The 25312-nt window shown below is 65.7% G+C and carries 24 protein-coding genes; 12 read left to right on the top strand and 12 right to left on the bottom strand.

The features are described from left to right. Positions 1 to 119: 119 nt before the first annotated feature. Positions 120 to 1334 (top strand): 6-phosphofructokinase, encoded by a 1215-nt coding sequence (locus tag EYF70_RS00945; protein ID WP_131143722.1) that lies wholly within the window; start codon positions 120 to 122, stop codon positions 1332 to 1334. Between the two features lie 10 nt (positions 1335 to 1344). Here the strand turns inward: EYF70_RS00945 and hepT are convergent, their stop codons facing one another. Genes hepT through purM form a run of 3 tightly spaced genes read right to left on the bottom strand, consistent with a single transcriptional unit; the run spans position 1345 to position 3221 of the window. Continuing rightward, positions 1345 to 1776 (bottom strand): type VII toxin-antitoxin system HepT family RNase toxin, encoded by a 432-nt coding sequence (gene hepT, locus EYF70_RS00940; protein ID WP_131143721.1) that lies wholly within the window; start codon positions 1774 to 1776, stop codon positions 1345 to 1347. Then, positions 1757 to 2173 carry a type VII toxin-antitoxin system MntA family adenylyltransferase antitoxin gene (gene mntA, locus EYF70_RS00935; protein WP_218943745.1) on the bottom strand — a complete coding sequence of 139 codons (417 nt, stop codon included), beginning with the start codon at positions 2171 to 2173 and terminating at the stop codon, positions 1757 to 1759. The genes hepT and mntA overlap by 20 nt, the downstream gene beginning before the upstream one ends. Positions 2174 to 2177: 4 nt before the next feature. After that, positions 2178 to 3221, bottom strand: coding sequence for a phosphoribosylformylglycinamidine cyclo-ligase (gene purM / locus EYF70_RS00930; protein WP_131143720.1), 1044 nt, complete (start codon positions 3219 to 3221; stop codon positions 2178 to 2180). A gap of 316 nt (positions 3222 to 3537) precedes the next feature. Between purM and hda the strand changes: the two genes are divergently transcribed. The 6 genes from hda (at position 3538) to panB (ending at position 8216) form a co-directional block, all read left to right on the top strand. Beyond that, complete coding sequence (hda, locus tag EYF70_RS00925) at positions 3538 to 4203, top strand: DnaA regulatory inactivator Hda (RefSeq protein WP_131143719.1); 666 nt, start codon at positions 3538 to 3540, stop codon at positions 4201 to 4203. Positions 4204 to 4222: 19 nt separating this feature from the next. Further along, a complete protein-coding gene (locus EYF70_RS00920; RefSeq protein WP_131143718.1) occupies positions 4223 to 4891 on the top strand; it encodes a histidinol-phosphatase in 669 nt (222 codons plus the stop codon). Beyond that, entirely contained in the window at positions 4884 to 6389 is a 1506-nt protein-coding gene (pcnB, locus tag EYF70_RS00915; RefSeq protein WP_131143717.1) for a polynucleotide adenylyltransferase PcnB, read from the top strand. The genes EYF70_RS00920 and pcnB overlap by 8 nt, the downstream gene beginning before the upstream one ends. After that, positions 6389 to 6877 (top strand): 2-amino-4-hydroxy-6-hydroxymethyldihydropteridine diphosphokinase, encoded by a 489-nt coding sequence (gene folK / locus EYF70_RS00910; protein WP_131143716.1) that lies wholly within the window; start codon positions 6389 to 6391, stop codon positions 6875 to 6877. The genes pcnB and folK overlap by 1 nt, the downstream gene beginning before the upstream one ends. 6 nt (positions 6878 to 6883) lie before the next feature. Continuing rightward, positions 6884 to 7231 carry a DMT family protein gene (locus tag EYF70_RS00905; protein WP_131143715.1) on the top strand — a complete coding sequence of 116 codons (348 nt, stop codon included), beginning with the start codon at positions 6884 to 6886 and terminating at the stop codon, positions 7229 to 7231. 97 nt (positions 7232 to 7328) lie between these two features. Continuing rightward, positions 7329 to 8216 carry a 3-methyl-2-oxobutanoate hydroxymethyltransferase gene (gene panB / locus EYF70_RS00900; RefSeq protein ID WP_131143714.1) on the top strand — a complete coding sequence of 296 codons (888 nt, stop codon included), beginning with the start codon at positions 7329 to 7331 and terminating at the stop codon, positions 8214 to 8216. Positions 8217 to 8465: 249 nt separating this feature from the next. Here panB and EYF70_RS00895 read toward each other — a convergent pair whose 3' ends face one another. Continuing rightward, positions 8466 to 9404 (bottom strand): zinc-binding dehydrogenase, encoded by a 939-nt coding sequence (locus EYF70_RS00895; protein WP_131143713.1) that lies wholly within the window; start codon positions 9402 to 9404, stop codon positions 8466 to 8468. A gap of 118 nt (positions 9405 to 9522) precedes the next feature. Between EYF70_RS00895 and EYF70_RS00890 the strand changes: the two genes are divergently transcribed. Next, positions 9523 to 9972, top strand: a complete 450-nt coding sequence (locus EYF70_RS00890) for a MarR family winged helix-turn-helix transcriptional regulator (RefSeq protein WP_131143712.1) — start codon at positions 9523 to 9525, stop codon at positions 9970 to 9972. Positions 9973 to 10042: 70 nt separating this feature from the next. On the opposite strand, the gene EYF70_RS00885 is transcribed toward EYF70_RS00890, so the two are convergent. After that, a complete protein-coding gene (locus EYF70_RS00885; protein ID WP_131143711.1) occupies positions 10043 to 11530 on the bottom strand; it encodes an aldehyde dehydrogenase in 1488 nt (495 codons plus the stop codon). Positions 11531 to 11710: 180 nt separating this feature from the next. On the opposite strand from EYF70_RS00885, the gene EYF70_RS00880 reads away from it, so the two are divergent. Further along, positions 11711 to 13249 (top strand): catalase, encoded by a 1539-nt coding sequence (locus EYF70_RS00880; RefSeq protein WP_371861697.1) that lies wholly within the window; start codon positions 11711 to 11713, stop codon positions 13247 to 13249. A 61-nt stretch (positions 13250 to 13310) separates the two neighbouring features. On the opposite strand, the gene EYF70_RS00875 is transcribed toward EYF70_RS00880, so the two are convergent. Then, positions 13311 to 14042, bottom strand: coding sequence for a PEP-CTERM sorting domain-containing protein (locus EYF70_RS00875; RefSeq protein WP_165497541.1), 732 nt, complete (start codon positions 14040 to 14042; stop codon positions 13311 to 13313). 293 nt (positions 14043 to 14335) lie between these two features. Between EYF70_RS00875 and EYF70_RS00870 the strand changes: the two genes are divergently transcribed. Further along, entirely contained in the window at positions 14336 to 15799 is a 1464-nt protein-coding gene (locus EYF70_RS00870) for a high affinity choline transporter 1 (RefSeq protein WP_131143709.1), read from the top strand. A gap of 109 nt (positions 15800 to 15908) precedes the next feature. Here the strand turns inward: EYF70_RS00870 and EYF70_RS00865 are convergent, their stop codons facing one another. The 4 genes from EYF70_RS00865 to EYF70_RS00850 form a co-directional block, all read right to left on the bottom strand. Continuing rightward, positions 15909 to 17318, bottom strand: a complete 1410-nt coding sequence (locus EYF70_RS00865; protein WP_131143708.1) for an aspartate aminotransferase family protein — start codon at positions 17316 to 17318, stop codon at positions 15909 to 15911. A gap of 198 nt (positions 17319 to 17516) precedes the next feature. Next, positions 17517 to 18887, bottom strand: a complete 1371-nt coding sequence (locus tag EYF70_RS00860) for a glutamine synthetase family protein (protein WP_131143707.1) — start codon at positions 18885 to 18887, stop codon at positions 17517 to 17519. A 119-nt stretch (positions 18888 to 19006) separates the two neighbouring features. Next, positions 19007 to 19771, bottom strand: coding sequence for a gamma-glutamyl-gamma-aminobutyrate hydrolase family protein (locus tag EYF70_RS00855; RefSeq protein ID WP_131143706.1), 765 nt, complete (start codon positions 19769 to 19771; stop codon positions 19007 to 19009). 179 nt (positions 19772 to 19950) lie between these two features. Beyond that, positions 19951 to 20352, bottom strand: coding sequence for a type II TA system antitoxin MqsA family protein (locus EYF70_RS00850; RefSeq protein ID WP_131143705.1), 402 nt, complete (start codon positions 20350 to 20352; stop codon positions 19951 to 19953). 225 nt (positions 20353 to 20577) lie between these two features. On the opposite strand from EYF70_RS00850, the gene EYF70_RS00845 reads away from it, so the two are divergent. Continuing rightward, positions 20578 to 20772, top strand: a complete 195-nt coding sequence (locus EYF70_RS00845; RefSeq protein WP_131143704.1) for a hypothetical protein — start codon at positions 20578 to 20580, stop codon at positions 20770 to 20772. 52 nt (positions 20773 to 20824) lie between these two features. Next, the gene (locus EYF70_RS00840; protein WP_131143703.1) at positions 20825 to 21310 is read left to right on the top strand and encodes a hypothetical protein; all 486 of its coding nucleotides are present in this window, start codon (positions 20825 to 20827) and stop codon (positions 21308 to 21310) included. 86 nt (positions 21311 to 21396) lie between these two features. Here EYF70_RS00840 and EYF70_RS00835 read toward each other — a convergent pair whose 3' ends face one another. Both EYF70_RS00835 and EYF70_RS00830 read right to left on the bottom strand, forming a co-directional pair. Further along, on the bottom strand, positions 21397 to 24078 hold the full coding sequence (locus tag EYF70_RS00835) for a nitrate reductase (protein WP_131143702.1): 2682 nt from the start codon (positions 24076 to 24078) through the stop codon (positions 21397 to 21399). Positions 24079 to 24098: 20 nt separating this feature from the next. After that, a complete protein-coding gene (locus EYF70_RS00830; RefSeq protein ID WP_131143701.1) occupies positions 24099 to 25304 on the bottom strand; it encodes an NAD(P)/FAD-dependent oxidoreductase in 1206 nt (401 codons plus the stop codon). Positions 25305 to 25312 lie beyond the last annotated feature (8 nt).

The following is a 25312-nucleotide window of genomic DNA, read 5'->3' as shown; positions in this document are numbered from 1 at the left end:
CGCGGCCCATGAAGGCCACCTGACGGTTCGGTGAAGATTCGATGAAGAGGCCACCACGCGGGGCGGCAAGCGGAGTAAGCTGGCGCCTGACTCGACGATCAACGACAGGAGGTTCTCGCATGGGCTCCGGCAAAATTCTGGTGGCACAGGGAGGCGGCCCCACCGCCGTCATCAACCAGTCGCTGGTGGGCGTGGCGCTGGAAGCGCGGCGCTTCCGCGACGTGACGCGGGTGTATGGCGCGCTGCACGGCGTGCGCGGCATCGTCGACGAACAGTTCGTCGACCTCACGCAGGAAACCAGCCATAACCTGGAACTGGTGGCGGCCACGCCATCGTCCGCGCTCGGTTCCACGCGCGACAAGCCGGATGTGAAGTATTGCGCCGAGATCTTCAACGTGCTGCGCGCGCACGAGATCGAGCATTTCTTCTACATCGGCGGCAACGATTCCTCCGACACCGTGCGGATCGTCAGCGAACAGGCGCGCACTGCCGGCTACCCGCTGCGGGCGATCCACATCCCGAAAACCATCGACAACGACCTGGTGGGCAGCGACCACACGCCCGGGTTCCCGTCCGCCGCGCGCTTCGTGGCGCAGGCTTTCGCGGGCGCCAACCTCGACAACGCATCGCTGCCCGGCGTGTATGTCGGCGTGGTGATGGGCCGGCATGCCGGCTTCCTCACGGCCGCCTCGGCGCTGGGCAAGAAATTCCCCGATGACGGGCCGCACCTGATCTACCTGCCCGAGCGCACGTTCTCGATCGAAGCGTTCCTGGCGGACGTGAAGGCAACGTACGAGCGGCACGGCCGCTGCGTGATCGCGGTCTCGGAAGGCATCCACGACGCCAGCGGCGAGCCGATCGCCACGCTGCTGGCCAAGGATGTGGAACGGGATGCGCACGGCAACGTGCAACTGTCCGGCACCGGCGCGCTGGCCGACCTGCTGTGCGACGAGATCAAGGCGAAGCTCGGGATCAAGCGGGTGCGCGGCGATACCTTCGGCTACCTGCAGCGCTCGTTCATCGGCTGCGTGTCGGACGTCGACCAGCGCGAAGCGCGCGAGGTGGGCGAAAAGGCCGTGCAATACGCGTTCTGGGGCGACCGCGACGGCTCCGTGGCAATCCGCCGCACCGGCTTCTATTCGGCCGACTACGCGCTGCTGCCGCTGTCCGATGTGGCGGGCAAGACGCGCACGATGGAAGACGAATTCATCGCCCCTTCCGGCACCGACGTCACCGACGCGTTCCGGCTGTACCTGCGGCCTTTGCTGGGGTCGGGCATGCCGGATGCGTTCCGGCTGCGCTGCGCGCGGGTGGCGAAGATCCTGAAACCATAAGAAGGCCTGGTCAGCCGGCGGAAGAATGGCTCAGCATCTGGCTGGAGAAGGCGAGGAAATCGTCGAGATGATCCCGGATGATCGCCACCGTGATCGGCAGTTGCAGCGTCTGATAGTCGTGTACCGCGATATTGCGGAAGCCGACCATCCTCTGCATCCCGCCCGACAATGCCGGATCGATCCAGCCGCCGTCGGCCAGCAAGCGGAACACGTCGCGCGAGCTCTGCGGAATGCCGAGCCGCTCGCGGCGGATCACGTGCTGGCCACAATCCAGTGCGGCTTCACATGCACGCTGGATGTTCAGGATCGCCGCATCCTGGCGGGTGAAGTCCGTAGCGAACGTGGTCGGGTCCTTTGCATATTCGTCACGCGCACGCGCCACGCAACGCTCGATCGTTGCAGCCTTGTTCAGGATGACGTCATCAGGTCCCGGAGTTGCCATACACTTTTCCTTCGCGGCGGATGTCCGCCAGCAGGCCGGCGCGCGCCGTATCGAGTTCCGTCTTGTCGCTGAGGATTGCGCTCTCGTACAGGATGCCTTGCGCATCCCGCTGCCACAGCAGGCGACCTTCCGTGATCACCTGGTACTGCATGACCGTCGATGCGGCCCGCAGATCCAGCAGGTCCACTTCCCGGTCTGCCACCGCTGCCAGTTTCTGGCCGATCTCCCACAGCTGCAAAGGATCGGCTTTACCCGCGACGAGCACGGCGAGATCGACATCACTGTGATCGCCTGCGTGGCCGTTTGCCTGGCTGCCGAACAGCCACACACCGAGAAGCCCGGCCAGTTCCGCCTGCAAAAAGGCGACGATGCGCTCTTCCGGCAGGCGGGCATTCATCGTGTTACACCACGATCGTCTGGTGCTCGCCCTCGGCACGGGCGCGGATGGTACCGATGCGCGACACGGTCTCGCCGGCGGCGGTCAGCTGGGCGATCGCGGCATCCGCATTGTCGGCGGAGACGATCACGGTCATGCCGATGCCGCAGTTGAACACGCGGTGCATCTCGGCGTCGGCCACGCCGCCGTGCTGCTGCAGCCACTGGAACAGCGGCGGCATCGTCCACGACTTGCCATCCAGTTCGGCCGTCAGGTGATCCTGCAGCACGCGCGGGATGTTTTCCACCAGGCCGCCGCCGGTGATGTGCACCAGGCCCTTCACTTCCATCGATTCCATCAGCGCCAGCAGCGGTTTCACGTAGATGCGGGTCGGCGCCATCAGCACGTCGGCCAGCTTGCGGCCGTGGAAGTCGGCGTCCAGGTCCGGCTTGGCCACTTCGATGATCTTGCGCACCAGCGAGTAACCGTTCGAGTGCGCGCCGGACGATGCCAGGCCCAGCACCACGTCGCCCGGGGCGATCTTGGTGCCGTCGATCAGCTTGGACTTTTCCACGGCGCCCACGGCGAAGCCGGCCAGGTCGTATTCGCCGGCCGGGTACATGCTCGGCATCTCGGCCGTTTCACCGCCGATCAGCGCGCAGCCGGCCTGTTCGCAGCCTTGCGCGATGCCCTTGATGACGTCGGTCGCGGTGGGCACGTCCAGCTTGCCGCAGGCGAAATAGTCGAGGAAGAACAGCGGCTCGGCGCCCTGCACCAGGATATCGTTGACGCTCATCGCCACCAGGTCGATGCCGACCGTGTCGTGGCGGTTCAGTTCGAAGGCCAGCTTCAGCTTGGTGCCCACGCCATCCGTGCCGGACACCAGCACCGGTTCCTTGTACTTCTTGCTGATCTCGAACAGCGCGCCGAAACCGCCGATGCCACCCATCACGCCTTCGCGCAGGGTGCGCTTGGCGAAGGGCTTGATCGCTTCGACTAAGGCATCGCCTGCGTCGATGTCGACGCCTGCGTCACGGTAGGACAGGGATACGTTGGAAGGTTGGCTCATGGTGTATTTCGCGGCGGAGGCGGTAGAATAGATAGGATACGTAGAAGGCAATTGCGGCATTTTCGCCATCAAGTCCGCGAAATGTCGTCAAATTCGTGCCATCAAGTCCGCTATTTTAGCAAAACGTTCCCACCAAATCCCCAACTTTCGCCTCCATGCCCCTTCCGCCGACCGCACAACGAGAACAAACGGTATCCCGGGCGGCGCAATGGCAGGACACGTTCGCCTCGCCGGGCATCACCTTGCACTTTTATATAATGCAGGGTGTGATGAGCGAAAAAATGATCGAAATGACAAGGAACCCGGGGCGGCAGCCATGAAACAGCTGGTGCTGGACCTCGGGGCCGAGCCGGTCCACACGCTCGAATCGTTCGAGGTGGGCCGCAATGCCGAGGTGGCGGCGCTGATGCGCCAGTTCGCCGGCCGCAGCTCGCGCGAACATTTCGCTTACCTGTGGGGTGAAGTGGGGGCCGGCAAGACCCACCTGCTGCGCGCCCTGGCCGCCACGGAGCGGGCACGCTACATCTCGCCGTTCTCGATCGAATCCGAATTCGTGTATTCCCCCGAAGTCGACCTGTACCTGCTGGACGATTGCGAAAAGCTGTCGCCGGTGGCGCAGATCGACGCGTTCGCGCTGTTCAACGAGATCCGCGCCAACGGTGCCTGGATGGTGTGCAGCGGCGCCGTGCCGCCGGCCGTGCTGCCGGTGCGCGAGGACTTGCGCACGCGGATGGGCTGGGGCCTGATCTACCAGTTGCACGGCCTGTCGGACGACGAGAAGGTGGCGGCGCTGTCCCAGGCCGCGGCCAGCCGCGGCTTGACGCTGTCGCCGGGCGTGTTACCCTATTTGCTGTCCCATTTCAGGCGCGACATGCGCTCGCTGTCCTCGATGCTGGACTCGCTCGACCAATATTCCCTGGAAACCCAGCGTCCGATCACCCTGCCGCTGCTGCGCGAGTGGCTGCAGGCGGAAAAAGATTGAAGCGCCATTGAAAGCCCCCATGAACCTGGCCCTTTTCGACCTCGACCACACCCTGCTGCCCATCGATTCCGACTACGAGTGGGGGCAATTCCTGTGCCGCCAGGGCGCCGTCGATGCCGCCGCCTTTGCGCATCGCAACGACCAGTTCTTCGCCCAGTACCAGGCCGGCACCCTGGACCCGGTGGAATACCTGGAGTTCGCGCTGGGCACGCTGGCCACGTTCGAACCGGAGCGGCTGGCCGCGCTGCAGCAACAGTTCATGGCCGAGGTGATCGAACCGAACATCACACCCGCGGCACGCGCGCTGCTCCAGCGGCACCTCGATGCCGGCGACATGGTGGCCATCGTCACGGCCACCAATCACTTCGTCACCGCGCCGATCGCGAAAGCGTTCGGCGTCGATCACCTGATCGCGGCAATGCCGGAAATCGTCGATGGCCGCATCACCGGCCGCCTCGCCGGCAAGCCCACGCAGGGCGAGGGCAAGATCCTGCATACCAGGGCATGGCTGGAACAGATGGGGAAAACGCTCGAGCATTTCGACAGCGTGTATTTCTACAGCGACTCGCACAACGACCTGCCGCTGCTGTCGATCGTCTCGCATCCGGTCGCCACCAACCCGAATGCCGTCCTGACCCGCCACGCCAACGAGCGCGGCTGGGCTTTACTCCAACTATTCAATGATTAAGAAATTCATCCGCAAGATCCTGGGCGTCAAGGATGCCCCCAACAGCAGCGAACCTGAAATCCTGGGCCCGGAGCAGCACGGCATCGACCCGAAAATGGTGTCGTCGAATGCGGTCCGCGTCACTTCCACGCTGCAGGAAGCGGGCTTCGAGGCCTTCGTGGTGGGCGGCGCCGTGCGCGACCTGCTGCTGGGCGTGAAGCCCAAGGACTTCGACATCGCCACCAACGCCACGCCCGAGCAGGTCAAGAAGCTGTTCCGCCGCGCCTTCATCATCGGCCGCCGCTTCCAGATCGTGCACGTGATGTTCGGGCAGGACCTGCTGGAAGTGACCACCTTCCGCGGCAGCGCCATCGACAACGCGCCGAAGGATGAACACGGCCGCGTGCTGCGCGATAACACCTTCGGCAGCCAGGCCGAGGATGCGGAGCGCCGCGACTTCACCATCAACGCCATGTACTACAACCCGGCCACCCAGCAGGTGCTCGATTACCACGGCGGTATCCGCGATATCCGCGCCAAGCTGCTGCGCATCATCGGCCAGCCGGAAACGCGCTACCGGGAAGACCCGGTGCGCATGCTGCGCGTGGTGCGCTTCGCCGCCAAGCTGAGGTTCGAGATCGAGCCGACCACCAATGCGCCGATCGCCGTGATGGCGCCGCTGATCAACAACGTGCCGGCCGCCCGCGTGTTCGACGAGATGCTCAAGCTCCTGATGAGCGGCAGCGCCCTCGCCTGCCTGCTGCAGCTGCGCAAGGCCGGCCTGCACCATGGCCTGCTGCCGCTGCTGGACGTGGTGCTCGAGCAGCCGCTGGGCTTCAAGTTCGTGACGCTGGCGCTGGAAGCGACGGACAAGCGCATCGCCTCCGGCAAGACCGTGTCGCCGGGCTTCCTGTTCGCCTCGCTGCTGTGGCACCAGGTGCTGGAAAAGTGGAATGCCTACCAGGCTTCCGGCGAATTCCCGATCCCCGCGCTGCACATTGCCGCGGACGAAGTGCTGGAATCGCAGACCGAGAAGCTGGCGCTGCAGCGCAAGATCGGTTCCGACATGCGCGACATCTGGGCCATGCAGCCGCGCTTCGAGCGCCGCAACGGCAAGAACCCGTACAAGCTGCTGGAACACGTGCGCTTCCGCGCCGGCTACGATTTCCTGCTGCTGCGCTGCGCTTCCGGCGAGATCGAGCAGGAGCTGGGCGACTGGTGGAGCGCGTTCTACGAAGCCGACGAAACGGTCCGCGCCGAGATGGTGACGGCCATTTCCAGCGGCGGCGCGGCGAGCAAGCGCAAGCGCGCACCACGCCGCGGCACGCGCCATGAGGAAGGCGCCGAAGCCGTGGAAGCCTCGGACGACGACGGCTTCGACGGCGACGAGCTGCATGCCGAAGGCGAACACGAAGGCGACACGGCGGCGGCCCCGAAGCGGCGCCGCCGCGGCCCGCGCCGCAAGCGCGGCGAAGGCGGCGCGCCGGACACGGCCCCGACCACGCCCACCATCGACTGATGGCAGCGGAAGCGTTGGAAGCGTTCATCGGCATCGGCGCCAATCTCGGCGACGCGCGCGCCAACGCGCTCGATGCCATCGCACGGCTGCGGCGCGTGCCCGGCATCGGCGTCACGGCCGTTTCCAGCCTGTACCGCACGGCGCCGGTCGATTCGTCCGGCGACGACTACATCAACGCCGTGGCCCGCATCAACACCACGCTGGCGCCGCACGCGCTGCTGGAGGCGCTGTTCGCGATCGAGCGGGAGCACGGCCGCGAACGCCCCTACCGCAATGCGCCGCGCACGCTGGACCTCGACCTGCTGCTGTATGGCGCCGACATCATCGACACCCCCACGCTGACCGTGCCGCATCCGCGCATGACGCAGCGCGCGTTCGTGCTGGCGCCGCTGCTGGAAATCGCGCCGGACGTTGCCGTCCCCGGCCTCGGCGCCGCCGCATCGTTCGCGCCAGACGTCGCCGGCCAGCGCATCGAACGCCTCGACTGAGCCGCCATGCAGATTCCCGTCATCGTGCAGACCGTGGGTCTGCTGACCCTGTCGAACGTCTTCATGACGGTGGCCTGGTACGGCCACCTGAAGAATTTCTCCACCAGGGCCTGGTACGTGGCGGCCTTCGCCAGCTGGGGTATCGCGCTGTTCGAATACCTGCTGCAGGTACCCGCCAACCGGATCGGCTACACGCAATACAGCCTGGCGCAGCTGAAGATCATGCAGGAAGTGATCACGCTCTCCGTGTTCGTGCCGTTCGCGATGATCTACATGAACGAGCCGTTCAAGACCGACTACATCTGGGCGGGCTTGTGCCTCGTCGGCGCCGTGTATTTCATCTTCCGGTCCTGAAGCCGCCTGGTAAAGCTGCTCCCCGGGGACCACTTCTGCACGGTCGTTCGCTTGGGGTTTAGAATACGCGCCGTAACGATTTTATTAGAGGACTTCCATGTCTGGTTATCTGCAGGGTAGTGATTTGTCCGGCGCCGCACAGGGTGCTGCAAAAGCGACAAGCGGCACGCCGGCACCGGCAAAAGCGGTGGCGAACAAGGCCGTCACGATTCCCTCGCTGGGCGCACTGCGCGCCGCCGGCGAAAAAATCTCCATGCTGACGTGCTACGACGCCAGCTTTGCGGCGCTGATGGACAAGAGCGGCGTTGAAATCCTGCTGATCGGCGATTCGCTGGGCATGGTCTGCAATGGCCACTCGTCCACGCTGCCCGTCACCGTGCAGGAAGTGGCCTACCACACGGCCGCCGTGGCGCGCGGTGCGAAGTCCGCGATGATCATGGCCGACCTGCCGTTCGGCAGCTACGGCACGCCGGAACAGGCACTGGCCAGCTGCGTGCAGCTGATGCAGGCCGGCGCCCACATCGTCAAGATCGAAGGCGCGGGATGGCTGGCCGAGACGGTGCGCTTCCTCGTCGAGCGCGGCGTGCCGGTATGCGCCCATATCGGCCTGACGCCCCAGTTCGTGCACCAGCTGGGCGGCTACAAGGTGCAGGGCAAAACCGTGGAAAGCGCCGATGCGCTGAAGGCCGATGCCTTGACACTGCAGGCCGCCGGCGCCTCGATCGTGCTGCTCGAAGCCGTGCCATCCACGGTCGGCAAGGCCGTCACCGAAGCGCTGACGATCCCCACCATCGGCATCGGCGCCGGCCCCGACTGCTCCGGCCAGGTGCTGGTGATGCACGACCTGCTGGGCGTCTTCCCCGGCCGCAAGGCGCGCTTCGTGCGCAACTTCATGGATGGCCAGCCGACCATCGAGGCCGCCTTCACCGCCTATGTTGCCGCCGTCAAGGATGGCAGCTTCCCCGCGCTCGAGCACTGCTTCTGAAAATCCCGGGACGGGCCGCGGCCTGTCACCGGTTCTTCAAAAACCGGTGACAGGCTCCAATGCCGCTTAGATAGCCCACCCCAAGTGCAGATGCTGGGGTCAGACCCGCCGGGTCTGACCCCGGCCCTTTGCTGTTGGGGTGAATGTATGCGCTTTCAATGTGCCGGGTGACGCTCAACTTAACGGCAGTCACAGGCTCCCAGTATCGGAACCTTCACCGGCTTGCATCATCTTCACGGCTGGCGCTACTCACGGCACGAAGACCAGCCGCGTGCCATGGCTCGCCTCGCACCACGCCTGCTCCACGCCACTGAGCGGCGCGACCCTGGCGTCGATGCGGAAGGTGCCGCGGACGATCTCCGTTGCCAGCGCGGGCAGCTCGCTGAGGATCGCGCGATGCGATACCGAACCGTGCCCGCTCCCCACGATCTCGACATTGGCGCCACGCAGCAGCGCACCCGGCAGCGGCGCGATATCGCCGGCCATGGAGCCGATATGCAGCCACGTGATCGGTGCGCCGCGGTCCTTTCGCCGCCGCAGTACCGTTTCCATGATGCGCACGGCCGGCTCGCCCCACACGAAATCCAGCACCACGTCCACCTCGGCGGCAAGCTCGCCCAGCCGCGCATCGCCGAGGGTCACGCAGGCGGTGGCACCGAGTTCGCGCAGCCTGGCCAGCCTGCCTTCGTCGCGGCCGGCCGCGATCACCTGCTCCGCGCCCAGGTGCCGGGCGACCTGCACCGCCATGTTCCCCGAACTGCCGGTGGCCCCGAGGATCAGCACGCTCTGGACCGCCTGGAACGGCACGCGGCAGCGCAGCGCGAGCCAGGACGCCATCGCCGGATTCATCGCGGCGGCGATGGTGACGGGGTCGCAGTCGCCAGGCAACTCGATACTGTCGGCCAGCGCGATCACGGTCTTGTCGGCCATCGTGCCCATCCGGTCCGGGGCCTGGACGAAGTAGCGCAGCTTGCCATCCGTGCCGCGCCCTACCCCGTCGACACCGGCCACCAGCGGCGGCCGGCCGGTGCTCGAGTAATGTGCCCCCGCGGCCCGCCCGCGGGTGATGTGGTGCAGCCCGGCGGCCAGGACCTCGACCAGCATTTCGCCGGGCATTTCCGGCACGGGTTCGCCGATCTCGGTGTAGCGCGGCGGCTGGTCGAACGATGTGATGACGGCAGCTTTCAAGGGATTCTCCCGGTGGACGATGCGTACGATAGAGGTCGTAAAGTTCGGAAAGTTCGAAAAGTTCGTATTACGATCTAATATTGATACGCATTGCGAACTATGTCAAGATACGATCACGATGACAAAGCAAAAATCCACGAATCCGGGAACCCAGCCCGGGAAAGACCTGGCGGACGCGCTGGTGCCGGCCGCCTTCGCGACCATGGCCGTGCTGAACAGGATCGGCGCCGAACATGACCTGTCGCTCACGCTGATGCGGGTACTCGGCATCCTGTCCGACCGGCGTCCCCGCATGGTGGAGCTGGCCGATTACCTGGGGCTGGAGAAGCAGACGATGTCGGGACTTATCGCCCGGGCGGAAAAGCGCGGCCTGGTGGGCCGCGCACCGAACGTGGAAGATGGCAGGGCTACCGATGTGTTCCTGACCGAAGAGGGAGCCAGCCTGTTCGGCCAGCTGCACGGCCAGATGCTGGAGGCGCTGGCGCCGCTCACCGGGGGGCTCGGCGCGGCGGACCAGCAACGGCTGACGGAACTGCTCGAGCGCATGCTGGCGGCCCGGCAGCGGTGATTGCCTGGCGTCGCGCCAGCGGTTAGCGCGTCGCCTGCACAGATTGGATGCACAGGCCGGACGACCGGGCCTACACCTGGATCCAGGTGGTCTTCAACTCCGTGTATTTGTCGAATGCATGCAGCGATTTGTCGCGGCCGTTGCCGGATTGCTTGTAGCCGCCGAACGGCACGGTGATGTCGTCGTTGTCGTACTGGTTGACGTGCACGGTGCCGGCGCGCAGCGCGCGCGAGGTCCGGATGGCCTTCGACAGGTCCGCCGTCCACACGGCCGCGTGCAAGCCGTACGGCGTGGCATTGGCCTGCTTCACCGCGTCGTCGAGCGAGGTAAAGCTCAGCACCGACAGCACCGGGCCGAAGATCTCTTCGCGGGCGATGCTCATGCCGGCATCGACGCCGTCGAAGATCGTCGGCGCCACGTAATAGCCGCCGCTGTCGAGCCGCACGCGTTCGCCGCCGGCCAGCAGCCGCGCGCCGGCCTGCCTGCCCTCGCCGATGTACTTCATGATCGTGGCCAGCTGGATCTCGTCGACGATCGCGCCCATCACCGTGTTCGCATCGAGCGGATCGCCCGGCGTGAAGTCCGGCACCATGGCCAGCGCCTTGTCGAGGAAACGCTCGCGGATCGACTCTTCCACGAACAGGCGCGACGGCGCATTGCAGCTCTCGCCCTGGTTGAAGAAGATCGAGCCGATCGAGGCCGCCACGGCCGCATCCAGGTCCGGGCAATCGGCGCAGACGATGTTGGCCGACTTGCCGCCCAGTTCCGTCCACGCGCGCTTCAGGTTGGTCTGCCCCGCCATCTGCACGATCTGCTTGCCCACGCGGGTCGAGCCCGTGAACGCGATGCAGTCGACATCCATGTGCAGCGCCAGCGCACTGCCCGCTTCGTTGCCATAGCCGGGCAGCACGTTGAACACGCCGGGCGGAATGCCCGCCTCCAGCGCCAGTTCGGCCAGCCGCAATGCCGTCAGCGGTGATTTTTCCGAAGGCTTGAGCACCACGCTGTTGCCCGCCGCCAGCGCCGGCGCGATCTTCCACGACGCCATCAGCATCGGATAATTCCACGGCACGATCGCGCCGACAACGCCGACCGGCTCGCGCGTGACCAGCGCCAGGCTGTCGGCCGGCGTGGGCGCGATCTCGCCATACAGCTTGTCGATCGCTTCGCCATACCAGCGGATGCAGTTCGCCGCCCCTGCCAGGTCGACGGCCAGGCTGTACTTGACCGGCTTGCCCATGTCGAGCGTTTCCAGCAGCGCCAGTTCGTCGCGGTGCTGCAGCATCAGGTCGGCGAACTTCACCAGGATGCGCTTGCGCGCCGCGGGGGCCAGGCCGGCCCAGCGGCCATCCTCGAACGCCGCGCGCGCCGCGGCGACGGCCACTTCCACATCATCCGGACCGCAGCGGGCGACCGGGCCGAGATCGCGGCCATCCACCGGCGAGCGGTTGTCGAATTGCTGGCCGGTGCGCGACCAGGTGCGCTGGCCGCCGATGAAGGCGCGGCCGTCGATGTGCAGCGCGCGGGCGCGCTCGTGCCAGCTGGCGGAATCGTTCATGGCTGTCTCCTTGAGGTGTCCGCCGATTCTACCGTCCCATATCGTTCGATAGTGTCCAGGCAATCGATAAGGAATTAACTATCAGATCGATAGTGACAATGAATTTCCATAATGACAGACCGATCGATAGTATAAGCCTTCCTTAAACATTCGATCTGATAGGTAGAGTATATGGAATTCATGGCTTCCAGGCCAGGCCGCGCACTGCTGTGCGCCATGGCCATCGTTTCCGCGCTGACGTCGCTGTCGACCGGCGCCCATGCCCAAACGCTGACGAAAGACAATGGCGCCCCCGTGGGCGACAACCAGAACAGCCAGACCGCCGGCCCGGGCGGCCCGACGCTGCTGCAGGACGTGCACCTGGTGCAAAAGCTGCAGCGCTTCGACCGCGAGCGCATTCCCGAGCGCGTGGTGCACGCAACCGGCACCGGTGCCCACGGCACCTTTACCACCACCGACGACCTGTCCGACCTGACCAGGGCGAAGCTGTTCGCCAAGGGCACGGTCACGCCGGTGTTCGTGCGCTTCTCCACCGTGATCCCGGGCCGGTCGGGCGCCGAGACCACGCGCGACCCGCGCGGTTTCGCCACCAAGTTCTATACGCAGGAAGGCAACTGGGACCTGGTCGGCAACAACCTGCCGATCTTCTTCATCCGCGACGCGATCAAGTTTCCCGACATGATCCACGCGCTGAAGCCGGATCCCGTGACCAACGTGCAGGAACCGGAACGCGTGTTCGACTTCTTCTCGCACGTGCCGGAAGCCACGGCGATGCTGACCCGCGTGTACTCGAACTGGGGCACGCCGGCCAACTACCGCCAGATGAACGGCAGCAGCGTGCATGCGCTGAAGCTGGTCAACGCCAAGGGCGACTACGTGTACGCCAAGTTCGCCTGGAAGTCGCGCCAGGGCGAGCGCAACCTGCGCCCGCAGGAAATTCCCGCCATCCAGGGCAAGAGCACCAGCCATGCCACGGTGGACCTGTATGAATCGATCAATGCGGGCAAGTTCCCGACCTGGGACCTGACGGTGCAGGTGCTGAAACCGCAAGACCTCGACAAGTTCGTCTTCGATCCGCTGGACGCCACCAAGACCTGGCCGGACATCCCCGAGCGCAAGGTGGGCACGATGGTGCTGAACAAGGTGCCGGACAACTTCTTCGAGGCCACCGAGCAGGTCGCGATGGCGCCGGGTAACCTGGTGCCGGGCATCGAGGCTTCGGAAGACCGCATGCTGCAGGGCCGCCTGTTCTCGTACGTGGACACGCAATTCCACCGCCTGGGCGCGAACTTCCAGTCGCTGCCGATCAACAAGCCGCTGGTCCCGGTGCGCAACCACCAGCAGGATGGCGCGATGAACATCGACGGCCGCAAGGGCACGGTGAACTACCAGCCGAGCCGCATCGCCAACCTGGCCGAAGACCCGAATGCCCGCGGCAGCAATCTGCCGCTGGCCGGCACCACGCAGCAGCAGCGCATCGCGAAAACGCTGAACTTCCAGCAGGCCGGTGACTACTACCGCGCACTGTCGGCACAGGACAAGGATGACCTGATCGCCAACCTGTCCGGCGACCTGAAGCGCGTGAAAAACCAGGTAAGCCTGTACACCATGCTGTCGCACTTCCACAAGGCCGATGCCGACTACGGCAAGCGCCTAGTAAAGGCGGTAGGTGCCGATGGCGCCAAGGTGGCCGAACTGGCCGCGGCACTGAAGGAATAAGCGTACAGGAATGGCGCCGGGTGGCTTCGATGACCCGGCGCCGCCTGGCAAGGACACAGCCTTACCGCGCCAGCCGTTTCTTCCCGAGCACGGCCGCGGCCGCGAGCCCGGCAACCGCCAGCAATGGCAGGCTGCCGGGCTCGGGCACTTCCAGGTCGAACCGCTGCGAGAATACCAGCAGCGACACCGTGTGGGCCCGGTCGGTCGCCCACACCAGCGCATCCTTGTGGATCCATAGCTCGGCCTGCGACGGGAAGCCCGCAGCTTCCACCGCCGGGACCGCCCCCATGGGGAAATACCAGTCCGCGGAGTTGCCGTTCCATGGCGCGCCGGGCAACGCCACCGGGCCGGCGATGCCCGGGCTGCCGGCGGCATCGCCGACATAGACGCCACGGTTTTCCAGCCGCATGTCGATCGCGTTGCCCTGCGTGGCCAGCACCACGCCAGACCGTGCGGGATCCAGCGCGGCCGCGCGAAAGCGCATCTGCAGGCCGGCGAAGGCCGGTGCGCCGCCGCCCTCGCCCCGTACCGTCAACGCGCCGCCCCTCACCTCGAACCTCAGCCAGGTCCCCGCAGCGGGCCCGCCGGCAAGCGCGGTCACATCGATCGCCGCGGGATCGAAAATGCGCAGCGGATCCGACGCGCGAAAGCTGGCGCTGAAGTTCGTGAACGCCAGGCCGCCTGCGCCCAGCGTGCCGCCGGAAAGCAGCGTGGACAGCGGTATCGCCTGCGCACTCTCCGCCACGCTGGCGGACAGCACCGTTGCCCCGATCAACTGCCAGACCTGTTTCATGATGGGCTCCTTGGGAAAGTGGGACCGCCGGCCGGTTGGCCGTGCGGCTCGCGAAACGCGCATGCTTCGTGTGCTTTGATCTCGCATAAGCCATGCCACGTCCACCACGCCCCGCACCGCCTCGGCGCCCGGCAGGGCGCGTCAAGTTTCCCGACGACCGGCGCCGGGCCGGCTGTTCCCCCTTACAACATCCGGTGGCCAATCGCCCGTAAAGTTGCTGCCGCGGCCGCATCCTGCCTTTATAATCCGGGATTTTCCGCCCGCATTTTTCCGCCCCCGAAAGTTCCAAACGCATGAACACCACCCTGATCATTTTCGTCGCGCTCTATCTCCTGGGAACGCTGGGCCTCGGCATGTGGGCGGGCACGCGGATCAAGAACACGAGCGACTTCGCCGTCGCCGGCCGCAGCCTGCCGCTGATCATGGTCATCACGACAACTTTCGCCACCTGGTTCGGCGCCGAGACCGTGATGGGCGTGCCGGCGAAATTCGTGCAGGGCGGCCTGAACGCCGTGATCGAAGACCCGTTCGGCGCCGGCACCTGCCTGATCCTGGTCGGCCTGTTCTTCGCCACCAAACTGTATAAACTGAATTTGCTGACGATCGGCGACTATTACCGCCAGCGCTATGGCAAGGGCATCGAGGTATTCTGCTCGGTGGCGATCATCCTCAGCTACCTGGGCTGGGTGGCGGCGCAGATCACCGCGCTGGGCCTCGTGTTCACGGTACTGACGAACGGCGCGCTGGCGCCGGCGGCGGGCATGGTGATCGGCACGCTGGCCGTGCTGATCTACGTGGTGGTCGGCGGTTTCCTGGCGGTGGCGGTGACCGACTTCATCCAGATGATCGTGCTGGTGGTGGGCATGACGATCATCGCCTTCTTCGCGGCCGACCTGGCGGGCGGCGCCGGCAACGTGCTGGACATGGCGCAGCGTGCCGACCTGTGGCGCCTGCTGCCGGAACCCACCTTCACCGATATCGTGTTCTTCTTCGCCGCCGCGATCACCATGATGTTCGGCAGCATTCCGCAGCAGGACGTGTTCCAGCGCGTGATGTCCGCCAAGGATGCGCCCACCGCCCGCACCGGCGCGGTGATCGGCGGCGCCAGCTACATCATTTTCGGTTTCGTGCCGATGTTCATCGTGGCGGCGGCGGTCGTGGTGATGGGCGACAGCGCGATGGAACTGGCCAAGAACGACTACCAGCGCCTGCTGCCCACCTTCGTGATGACGAAGATGCCGCTGGTGATGCAGATCCTGTTCTTCGGCGCGCTGCTGTCGGCCATCAAGAGCACCTCGTCGGCCACCCTGCTGGCGCCATCGACGAGCTTCGTGGAAAACATCCCGAAGAACCTGCGCCCCGGCATGAGCGACAAGCAGCAGCTGCTGGCGATGCGCGTCACGATCGTGGTCTTCGCCGCGCTGGTGCTGGCGTACGCGATCGCCATGCAGGGCACGTCGATCTATGAACTGGTGTCGTCCGCCTACCAGGTGACGCTGGTGGGCGCCTTCATTCCGCTGGTGATGGGGCTGTACTGGCGCCGCGCCACCACGCAGGGTGCGATCCTGTCGATCGGTGCCGGCATCCTGGTGTGGGTGCTGTTCTTCCCGCAGATATCAAGCTGGGGCGAAGCGTTCCCGGGCCAGCTGGCCGGCCTGCTGGCCGCGCTGGCCGGGATGATCATCGGTTCGCTGGCGCCGCAGGTGCTGAAGAACCGGCAGGAGCAGCCGGCGCACATCGCCGGCGCCAAGGCATAAGCGGAAACAGGAGTAAGCAGACGCCAGGCGAAAGCAGACGCCAGGCGAAAGAGCAGTACAGGCCGGAGCGAACATACAGCGGCGGGGCCGCCGCTCAGCTCCGCTCAGCTCAGCTCAGCCAGCCCCGCTCCATCGCATCGGCCAGCGTCAGGTCCAGGCAGAAGCGGATCTTCTGGATCATCTCGTCGACCTGGTCGCGTGTCATCACCAGCGGCGGCGCGATGATCATCCGGTCGCCGACGGCGCGCATGATCACGCCGTTGTCGAACATGTGCGCGCGGCACAGCATGCCCGCGCCCAGCGCCGGATCGAACCTCACCTGCTGATGCACGTTGGCGGCCTTGCGCCGGACCAGCGTGAGCCCGGCCACGAAACCCAGGCTGTCGGCCGTGCCGACCAGCGGATGCGCGGCCAGGCTGCCGAAGCGCTGCTGCAGGTAAGGGCCGGTGTCATGGGCTACCCGGTCCACCAGCCCTTCTTCCTCGAGGATGCGGATGTTTTCCAGCGCGGCCGCGCAGGCCACCGGGTGCCCGGAGTATGTAAAACCGTGGTTGAAGTCGCCGCCCTTGATCAGGAGATCCGCCACCCGGTCGCCCACCAGTACACCGCCCAGCGGCACGTAGCCGGACGTGACGCCTTTCGCGAACGTGATCAGGTCCGGCCGCATGCCGTACAGGTCGGAGGCGAACCAGGTGCCCAGCCGGCCGAAGCCGGTGATCACCTCATCGGCGATCAGCAGCACGTCGTACTTGTCGCAGATGCGGCGGATTTCCGGCCAGTAGGTGGATGGAGGAATGATGACGCCGCCGGCGCCCTGGACCGGTTCGCCGATGAAGGCGGCCACCTTGTCCGGCCCCAGCTCCCTGATGCGCTCTTCCAGCCAGCCGGCCGCATGGATGCCGAATTCCTCCGGCGTCATGCCGGCGCCGTAGTCGGCGTAATGGGGCTGCTCGATGTGGACGATGCCGGGAATCGGCAGCCCGCCCTGCACGTGCATGCCGCTCATGCCGCCCAGCGATGCTCCCGCCATGGTGCTGCCGTGGTAGGCATTGTGGCGGCTGATGATCACCGTGCGTTCCGGCTGCCCGGCCAGATCCCAGTAGCGGCGCACCATGCGCACGTTGGTGTCGTTCGCTTCCGAACCGGAACCCGTGAAGAATACGTGGTTGAAGCCGGCGGGCGCGATCTTCGCCAGCTTCGCTGCCAGCTGCACGGCCGGGATCGTGGTGGTGTTGAAGAAGCTGTTATAGAACGGCAGCGTATCCATCTGCCGCGCCACCGCCTCGGTGATGCTGCGGCGGCCATAGCCCACGTTCACGCACCACAGGCCCGACATCGCATCGAGCGCCTTGCGCCCGTCCGAATCCCACAGGTAGATGCCGTCGCCGCGCACCATCACGCGCGCGCCCTTTTGCGCCAGCGCCGCGTGGTCCGTGAATGGATGCAGGTAGTGGGCGGTGTCGAGCCGCTGCAAGCCCTTGGTGTCCGGCAGTTCCGGCACGATCGGGGTGGTGGTCATGGTTGCCTCCTGGTGAAGGCGCGGTCACGCGGGCCACGCGACAGCCGGCCATGCGGCCGGCGAAAGTTTGCGCTGACGGGAAAACGCCAGCGATTCAGTATAAACCGTTTATTCAGTATAGAACCGTTTACATGACCGGGAGCCAGACCCGCTGCCCCCGGTTCTGCCAGCGCATACCTTGCTGCGAAACGTGGATCGTCAAACGTGCAGCAGCAAATGCTCCCGTTCCCAGGGACTGATGACGGTCATGAATTCCTGATGCTCGAGGTCCTTGATGGCAGCATACACGTCGATGAAGCGCTCGCCCAGTACCCCGCGCAGCTTTTCTTCCCTGCGCAGCAGGCCCAGTGCTTCCGGCAGCCCTTGCGGCAGCTCGTACTTCATTTCATACGCGCTGCCATGCGTGATTTCGGTGGGTTCGAGATGTTCGGTCATGCCGAGGTAGCCGGCGGCCAGCGTGACGGCCAGCGCCAGGTAGGGATTGGCGTCCGAGCCGATGATGCGGTTTTCCACGCGGCGGTCCTGGATGCCCGACTCGGGCACGCGGAAGCCCACGGTGCGGTTGTCCACCCCCCACTGGATATTGATCGGCGCCGCCGTGTGGCGCACCAGCCGGCGGTACGAGTTCACGTACGGCGCCACGATCGCCAGCGCGGACGGCATGTAGCGCTGCAGGCCGCCGATGTATTGCTTGAACAGCGCCGACGGCGAACCATCCTCGTTCGAGAAGATGTTCCAGCCGGTTTTCGCGTCGACCACGCTCTGGTGGATATGCATCGCCGAACCGGGTTCGCCAGCCATCGGCTTGGCCATGAAGGTGGCGTACATATTGTGTTTCAGCGCCGCCTCGCGCAGCGTGCGCTTGAAGAAGAACACCTTGTCGGCCAGGCCCAGCGGCTCGCCGTGCAGGAAGTTGATTTCCATCTGGCCGGCGCCGATCTCGTGGATCAGCGTGTCCACGTCCAGCCCCATCAGGTCGCAGTAATCGTAGATGTCCTCGAACAGGGGATCGAATTCATTCACGGCGTCGATGCTGTAGACCTGGCGCGACGTTTCGGCGCGGCCGCTGCGGCCCACCGGCGCCTTCAGCGGCAGGTCGGGATCGGAGATCTTGGCGGTCAGGTAGAACTCCAGCTCGGGCGCCACCACCGGCTTCCAGCCCTTGTCCTCGTACAGCTTGAGCACGCGGCGCAGCACCGAGCGCGGCGCGAAATCGACCAGGCGCCCATCGGCGAAATAGCAGTCGTGGATCACCTGCGCGGTGGGATCGGTGGCCCACGGCACCATCGTGATCGTGCCGGGATCCGCCTTCAGGATCATGTCGCGATCGATGTTGGAGATCGCGCGGTCGTAGGCCGGATCGTCGGTGGGGGAATTGCCGGTCACGGTCATGCCGAGGATCGCCTCGGGGATGCGCATGCCGCGCTCCTGTGTAAACTTCACGCGCGGCAGGATCTTGCCACGGGCGACGCCGGTCAGGTCCGGTACCAGGCATTCGATTTCGGTGACCCGTTTTTCGTTGAGCCACTCGTCCATATCGGTGTAACTGAAATTCTCGCGGATAGCCACGGCTTTACTCCCTTCCTTGCTCAGTAAGTCATGACACGGCCGGGTGCGGGCCGCGTCCCTCAACTTCACATGGAAGCGCAGCTATGGGATTCCGCCCGCCCAGGCCTCGTAGGTAGTCATCAGCCCCGCTCCTGGCGACGCGCCTGGAATTCGCGGCAAGCGTTGCCGAATGCCAGGAACATCTTCATGGAGTCGGGGTTCTCCGTGATGTGCCACTCGGGGTGCCATTGCACCGCCAGCGTGAAGCCATGCGCCGCATCCACGGTATAAGCTTCCACCAGCCCGTCGTGCGCCACCGCTTCCACGGTCACGCCGGGGGCCAGCTGGTCGATTCCCTGGCCATGCAGGGAATTGACGGTAATTTCCTCCGGGTTGCCCAGCATTTCGGCAAACTTGCCCCCTTTCGTCAGGTAGATCGGGTGCGCGGGACCGTACTGCACATCCAGCGAATCGTCTTCCCTGTCGCGGTGATCCATCATGCCCGGCAATTCCTGCACGGCCTGGTGCAGCGTGCCGCCCAGCGCCACGTTGATCTCCTGGAAGCCCCGGCAGATGCCCAGCAGCGGAATCCCGCGCTTGATGGCGGCGCGGATCAGCGGCAGCGTGGTGGCATCGCGCGCCGCGTCCAGCGGCAGGGCCGGATTGCGGATCGGCTGGCCATACAGGTCGGAATGCACGTTCGACGCCGAACCGGTCAGCATGATGCCGTCCGCCACGTGCAGCACCGCTTCCATGTCCGTCAGCTCGGCCAGCGCGGGCAGGATCAATGGCATGCAACGCGCGCCGAGGACGACGGCGTTCACATACTTGTTCTGTGCGGCATGATTCGGAAAATGCCCGATTTGCCGGGTACACGCTGGAACGAGGACGATGGGACGGCGCATATGCAACTCCGCAAACGATGACGACCGATGTTTTTAATGTAACACAAAGTGAACTATTCGATTGTTCGGTCGCGTACACAATCGAGGGAAACTCAGCAATAAGCGTTGGCAATAAGCGTTGGTAACAAGCGTTGGCAGGAAGCCCGGCAGCAAGCTCGGCAATACAGGGGGCTCCCTGCTCAGCCGTGCAATTCCCCCAGCAATTCCGGATGCCGGTCCAGCAGCTTCAGCAGCCTTACCGTCGACGGATGCGGATGCGCCCTGCCAGCCTCGTAGCGCGCCATGTCGCCGCAGCCCGTGCCGAGCACGTCGTCGGCTTCGCGCGGGTCGAGCTTGAGTTTCCTGCGCACGGCGGCGATGTAGGCTGGATCGACCAGCTCGTCATCCACGCGGCGGTGGAAGGCGGCCACCAGGTCGTCGTAGCGTTCCACGGCCGCACGGTCGAGCGTCACGCCGCCGCACTGGGCGCAGTGGTAGCCCGCTACCGAAGAGATCGTGGTGTGGCGGTCCTTGTAGGTGTAGGACACGCCGTGCGTATCGTGCACCGGGTCCGGCGCACCGCAGTCGGGGCATTTCTCCATGATGGCGATTTCCTGGAAAGCTTGTCAGTCCAGGCAATTCTAGCCGCGTGGCTTGTAATGCGGCGACACCGGAGGATTGCGATGCGACTTGAACGCCTGTACTTGCTATCGGAACAAGAGAGCTCGTACACTGGCGCTTCCTGTAGCCCTGCAACCGGCAGCAGGAAGAAGGCTTTCACAAGACAAGATTCCAATCGATGCGTAGAGCCGCGCGCGAGAGAACCAATGAAACTGTTCCGACATTCCCGGCCGCCGACACCGGCCATGAAAAAATTATTGCTGGCGGCGGCTTTGTTGTTCTTGCTGGCTGGTTTCCTGAACCTGTGGACCGGAGCAAGTAACTGGCTTGTCTTCGCCAACTTCGTGATGGCCTTTGTATTCCTGATGCGATCGATGGAAAAGGGCAAGAATGGTGCCTGAGCGATGAAACACGCGGTTGTCAGCGTCGTTTTCCGGGAAGGACATCCCGGCCATGGGTAAGACCACCGACTTGCGCAGGGAACTGAAGAAGCGCTTCTACCCGTTCGCCATCTCGCAAGGGTTCCAGGTCGACACGACACACAGCCCATTCAACGTCGACTTCCGCCGCGTCATGGCCGAGGGCATCGATGTATTCGGTCTGCAGTGGGAAAAATACGGCAAACCGCGCTTTGTCGTGAACTTCGGGCATTGTTCAGCAAGCGGCGTGATTCACCATGGCGAACGGGTCCCGCCCGACAAGGTGCTTCCCTATATGGGATCGTCATCCGGGCGCTTGCAACCGAGGAAAGGCTCCGGGACGCATTGCTGGTTTTCCCAGGACCGCTCGTTCTTTCGTCGCGTCGTGCTTCAACAGAAGCCGCGTTCCGCCGCGTGTGTCGTGGATGAACTGCTGGATCTCTTTCCAGAATTGCAGGAGTGGTTTCGGCATCGACGCATGGGGCCGCATATGATCATGGCGCCTTCACGGCAGAAGTGATCCATGGCACCGGGCTGGAAGCCGGCTTCGCCGGTCAGCCCGATGTCTGCCACCCTCGATGCCTGCCAGGCAACCTTGCCAGCGCCTTACGCCGGCACCCGCACTTCGGCCAGCAGTTGCCGTATCTCCGGCACGCACGAGCCGCAGTTGCCGCCCGCCTTCACGCAGGCGGTGACCTCGGCGGTTGTTTTCAGGTCCTTGTCGCGGATGGCGTTGCAGATCGTGTTGCGGCCCACGCCGAAGCACGAGCACACGGTCGGCCCGGTATCGGCGCCCTGCTGCAGCGGGCGGCCCGCCAGCACGCCGGCGCGCTCGGCGTCGGCCAGCGTCTCGGTCGAGAACAGCCCGGCCAGCCAGGCACGTTCGGGCAAGTCCGGGCGCGGCGACACGAAGATGCACTGGGCGATGCGGTCGTCGACGATGTGCACCGCGCGGTACACGCCGGCGCTGCGGTCGGCATATTCGAGCCAGTCCGCATCGTCGTCGTCGACGCCCAGCAAACCGCGCGCCCACGTGCCGAAATCGGTGATGCGGTTGCGGCCGGCCATTTCATAGCGGGTGAAACCGGCGCCCTGCGCCCGCGTCCAGTACGCCACCTGGTCCAGGCCCAGCGGCGTGCGCGACAGCACGAAGCCGTGCCATTGCACGGGGAAGCGGTCGACCATCACCGGGGTGTGCTTGAATTCCGGCTCGCCGGACACGGGATCGACCACCGGGTTCACGACGGCGCCGACGCGGGCGTCCGATGCCGTTTGCCCGTTCCAGTGGATCGGCACGAACACGCTGCCGCGGGCGATGCCGCCGCCGTGCCGCACCCGCGCCACCATGCTGCCCCACTGCGACGAGATGCGTGCCAGTTCGCCATCGCGCACGCCGCACAGCAGCGCATCCTGCGGGTGCAGGTCGACGAACGATTCCGGCGTGTGCTCGGCCAGCTTGGGCGCGCGGCCGGTGCGCGTCATCGTGTGCCACTGGTCGCGCACGCGGCCCGTGTTCAGCACCAGCGGATATTCGCCGCCGGCCGTGTTGACGGGCAGGCGCGGCACGGTCGGCACGAAGCGGGCGCGCCCGTCCGGGAACGAGAAACGCCGGTCGTCGAAGACGCGGCGTCCGATCGGCCATTGCACGGGCTGCAGGGCGTCGTAAGCGGCGCGGTCGAGCGAGGCCAGCGCGCCGATGTCGAACACGCGCGGCAGGGCATCCGGTGCGTTGCGCCAGGCCGACAGGCGCGCATGCTCGGCGAAGATGTCCGACTGGTGCTGGAAATCGAAGCCGTCGTAGCCCAGCCGTTGCGCGAAGTCGCACAGGATCTTCCAGTCGGCCCGCGCCTCGCCAGGCGCCGGCAGGAAGCCCCGCTGGCGCGAGATGCGGCGCTCGGAATTGGTCACCGTGCCATCCTTCTCGGCCCAGGCCAGCGCCGGCAGCAGCACGTGGGCGAAGGCGTTGGTGTCGGTGTCCTGCACCACGTCCGAAGCGATCACCAGTTCGGCTTTCGACAGCGCGCGGCGCACCTGGTCCGCATCCGGCAGGCTGACCATCGGGTTGGTGGCGATGATCCACACCGCCTTGACTTTCCCGGCTTCGATCGCCTGGAACAGGTCCACGGCCTTCAGCCCGGGCTTGTCGGCGATGCGCGGCGAATCCCAGAATTCGCGCACGGCGGCGCGGTGTTCCGGCTTGTCCAGGTCCAGGTGGGCCGCCAGCATGTTGGCCAGGCCGCCCACTTCGCGCCCGCCCATCGCGTTCGGCTGGCCGGTGATCGAGAACGGGCCCATGCCCGGCTTGCCGATGCGGCCCGTGACCAGGTGGCAGTTGATGATCGCGTTGACCTTGTCGGTCCCGGCGGACGACTGGTTCACGCCCATCGAGAAACCAGTGATCACCTTCGCCGTGGCGGCGAACGATTCGTAGAATGCCAGCACGTCTTCCACCGGCAGCCGGCAGGCTTTCGCCACCTCTTCGGGAGTGATGTCGGCAGCTTCCAGTGCCTCGTTCAGGCCGCGCGTGTGGTTGGCGATGAAGGCAGCGTCCACGGCCTCGCCGCGCGACAAGTAGGCCAGCAGGCCGTTGAACAGCCACACATCGGTGCCCGGCTTCACGGGCAGGTGCAGGTCGGCCAGCTCGCAGGTGGCGGTACGGCGCGGGTCGATGACGACCAGCTTCATGTCCGGCCGGGCTTCCTTCGCGCGCATGATGCGCTGGAACAGGATCGGGTGGCACCAGGCCAGGTTCGAGCCGACCAGCACGATCATGTCGGCGCTTTCCAGGTCGTCGTAGTTGACCGGCACCAGGTCTTCGCCGAAGGCCCGCTTGTGGCCCGCCACGGCGGACGACATGCACAGCCGCGAATTGGTATCGATGTTGGCGCTGCCGACATAGCCCTTCATCAGCTTGTTGGCAACGTAATAGTCTTCCGTCAGCAACTGGCCGGACACGTACAGGGCCACCGAATCCGGCCCGTGCTCGTCGACGATCGCGCGCCATTGGCCGGCGGCGCGGTCCAGCGCCTCGTCCCAGGAAACCTGCCGCAGCGCGCCGCCTGGTTGCCCGCCTTCGCGAACCTGTGGATGCAGCAGCCGCCCTTCCAGGCCCAGCGTCTCGCCGAGCGCCGAGCCCTTCACGCACAGCCGGCCGAAGTTCGATGGGTGATCCACGTCGCCGGACACGGTGGCGGACTGCGGCCCCTGGGGCACGGCCTTGACGCCGCAGCCGACGCCGCAATAAGGACAGGTGGTGGCGATGGACAGGTGTTGCTGGGACAGGTTCACGATGGTTCCAATTCTCGAATTTATGCAGCGAGCGCGGGGCCGAACAGCAGCTGGTGGCGCATCGCGCTGATGTCGGCGCCGCGCTGGATCAGGTCGAAGTACCACGGCCCATCCTGCACGTCGCCGTACAGCACGGCGCCGACCAGGCATGGCCCGTCCAGCACCAGCCGCTTGTAGACGCCGCGGCGCGCATCGCGCAGCACCAGGTCTTCGCTGCCTTCGGCGCCGATGAAGTCGCCGACCGAATACAGCTCGATGCCGGTCACCTTCAGGCGCGTGGGCGATGCCTGCTGCACATAGCGACGGTGGCCCGCGCCGGCCAGGTGGGCGGCGCAGACCTTGGCCTGCTCCCAGATCGGCGCGACCAGGCCGAACGTGGCGCGGCGGTGCTGCACGCATTCGCCGACGGCGTACACGCGCGGATCGTACGACTGCAGCGTGTCGTCGACCACGATGGCGCGCTCGCAATGCAGCCCGGCCGATTTCGCCAGTTCGATGTTGGGGCGCACGCCGGCCGTCATGACCACCAGGTCCGCCGGGATCTCGGTGCCATCCTTGAAGCGCACGGCCGTCACGCGGTCCGGGCCGACGATTTCGGCGGTCTGCGCTTCCAGCATGAACTTCAGGCCGCGTGCCTCCAGCGCGCGCTGCAGCAGTTGCGCGGCCGGCTTGTCGAGCTGCTGGTTCATCAGCGCATCGGTCACGTGCACCACGGTGACCGCCATGCCCTGCTTGAGCAGCCCGTTGGCGGCCTCCAGCCCCAGCAGGCCGCCGCCGATGACGACGGCATGCGTGTGGTCGCGGGAAGCGGAGAGCATGCTTTCGACGTCGGCGATGTCGCGGAACGCCAGCACGCCGGGCAGCTCGTGGCCCGGCACGGGAATGATGAACGGCTTCGACCCGGTCGCGATCAGCAGGCGGTCGTAGCGCACTTCATGGCCGGACTGCGCCCGCACGATGCGGCGGCGGCGGTCGATGTGCACCACCGGATCGCCGGCGTGCAGCGTGATGCCGTTCGCTTCGTACCACTCGCGCGTGTTGAGCATGATGTCGTCGACCGACTTCTCGCCTGCCAGCACGGGCGACAGCAGGATGCGGTTGTAGTTACCGTGCGGTTCGGCGCCGAACACGGTGATGTCGTACAGGTCCGGCGCCAGGGCGAGCAACTCCTCGACCGTGCGCATGCCGGCCATGCCGTTACCGACGACGACCAGGGCGGGCTTCATGGTGTCGT

Origin of the sequence: Pseudoduganella albidiflava (assembly GCF_004322755.1) — a bacterium.
Classification (GTDB): domain Bacteria; phylum Pseudomonadota; class Gammaproteobacteria; order Burkholderiales; family Burkholderiaceae_D; genus Rugamonas; species Rugamonas albidiflava.
The sequence above is the reverse complement of the archived record's forward strand: the minus strand, read 5'-3'. Positions and strand labels throughout refer to the sequence as shown.